We start from the raw sequence: 1,661 nt of genomic DNA on the forward strand, positions 1-1,661 counted from the left end.
GCGGCACGGCCGGCACGGTGACGATCGCGGGCGCGACCAACCCGCAGGTCGTCGGCATGGACTTCATGACCGACGGCTACACGGTGACGGGCCAGGGCATCACGCTCGCCGCGTTCGCCGCCGGGCTGACCCCGGCGATCATGGTCGACAGCGGCACGGCGACCATCGCCTCGGTTCTCGCCGGCACGGCCGGGCTGGAGAAGACCGGCGCCGGCACGCTCATTCTGTCGGGCACGAACACCTATACCGGCGGCACCACCGTTTCCGCCGGTACGCTGCAGCTTTCGGGCGGTGGCAGCATGTCGGGGGGCGCCATCACGATTGCGGGCGCGAGCGGCGAGACCGCCAAGATCGTGGTCACCGGAACCGGCACGGCCTGGAACCGCGATTACGATACCATCCGCGTCGGCGATGCGGGCACTGGCACGCTGGAAGTGACCGCGGCCGGCAAGGTGACGGGCGGCGGGTCGGTCGAAGTCGGCAGCCAGGCCGGCAGTATCGGCACGTTGACGGTCTCGGGCAGCGGTTCGCAGATGAACGCGGGCTCCTTCACGGTCGGTAGGTACGGCTCCGGCTCGCTGACGGTGTCGGACGGCGGACTGGTGACGAGCGGCAGCGGCTATCTCGGCAGCGAGGCAGGCAGCACGGGCACGGCCACGGTGACGGGATCGGGCTCGATCTGGAACCTCGGCAACAGCTCGCTGAATGTCGGGCGCAGCGGTAGCGGCACGCTCCTTGTCTCCGCCGGCGGCGTGGTCACCAGCGGAACCGGCTACATCGCCGACAATTCCGGCTCCACCGGCTCGGCCACGGTGACGGGATCGGGCTCGCACTGGAACCTCGGAACGAACTCTCTCTATGTCGGCGACTCCGCCCTCTCTGCATCGCTCACGATCTCGGCCGGTGGGCGGGTGACGAGCGGATCGTCGGAACTTGCCAGCGACAACGGCGATCTCGGCTCGGTCACCGTCACCGGGGCGGGGTCGACCTGGACCCTGGGAACGGCCACCCTCACGGTCGGCTATTCGGGCCTCGGCACGCTCCTCGTCGAGGACGGTGCGAGCCTGATCACCGGCACGGGCCGCATCGGCTACAGCAGCGGTGCGGTCGCCACGGCGACCGTCACGGGTGCCGATTCGAGTTGGGCGGCAGAGGCGCTTTATGTCGGCGATTCCGGCACGGGCACGCTGACCATCGCCGACGGCGGCGTGGTCACGGCCGACAGCGCCGAGATGGGCCGTTATTCTGCGACGGGCAATGGCACCATCGTCGTCACCGGCACGGGTTCGCGGCTGGATCTCGGCACAGGGACGCTGACGGTCGCCAACATTGGCAGCGGCACGCTTTCCGTGGGGGACGGGGGCGTTGTGGTCGCGGGCCAGATCGTGAAGGTCTCGGGCGCGACCGGAGCGGCCGTCACGCTTGATGAGGGCGTCCTGCGGGCGTCGGCGAGCCAGTCCGACTACCTGTCGGGGTTCTCGGCGGGTGACGTGACGCTTGCGACCGGTGGCGGCACGATCGACACGAACGGGTTCGACATCGCCGTCGCGAGCGAGATTTCCGGCATTGGTTCGCTGACGAAGGCCGGTGCGGGCACGCTGACATTCACCGCCGACAACAGCTACACGGGTGTCACGACGGTTTCGTCTGGGACGCTTCGT

At 69.3% G+C, this 1,661-nt stretch carries 1 protein-coding gene; it reads left to right on the plus strand.

What is annotated here, in order from left to right; translation table 11 throughout:
* Positions 1-1,661 (plus strand): beta strand repeat-containing protein (locus BUF17_RS21955; protein ID WP_175563774.1); only part of this gene is annotated, 1,661 nt, incomplete at both ends.

Origin of the sequence: Pseudoxanthobacter soli DSM 19599 (assembly GCF_900148505.1) — a bacterium.
GTDB classification, from domain to species: Bacteria; Pseudomonadota; Alphaproteobacteria; order Rhizobiales; family Segnochrobactraceae; genus Pseudoxanthobacter; species Pseudoxanthobacter soli.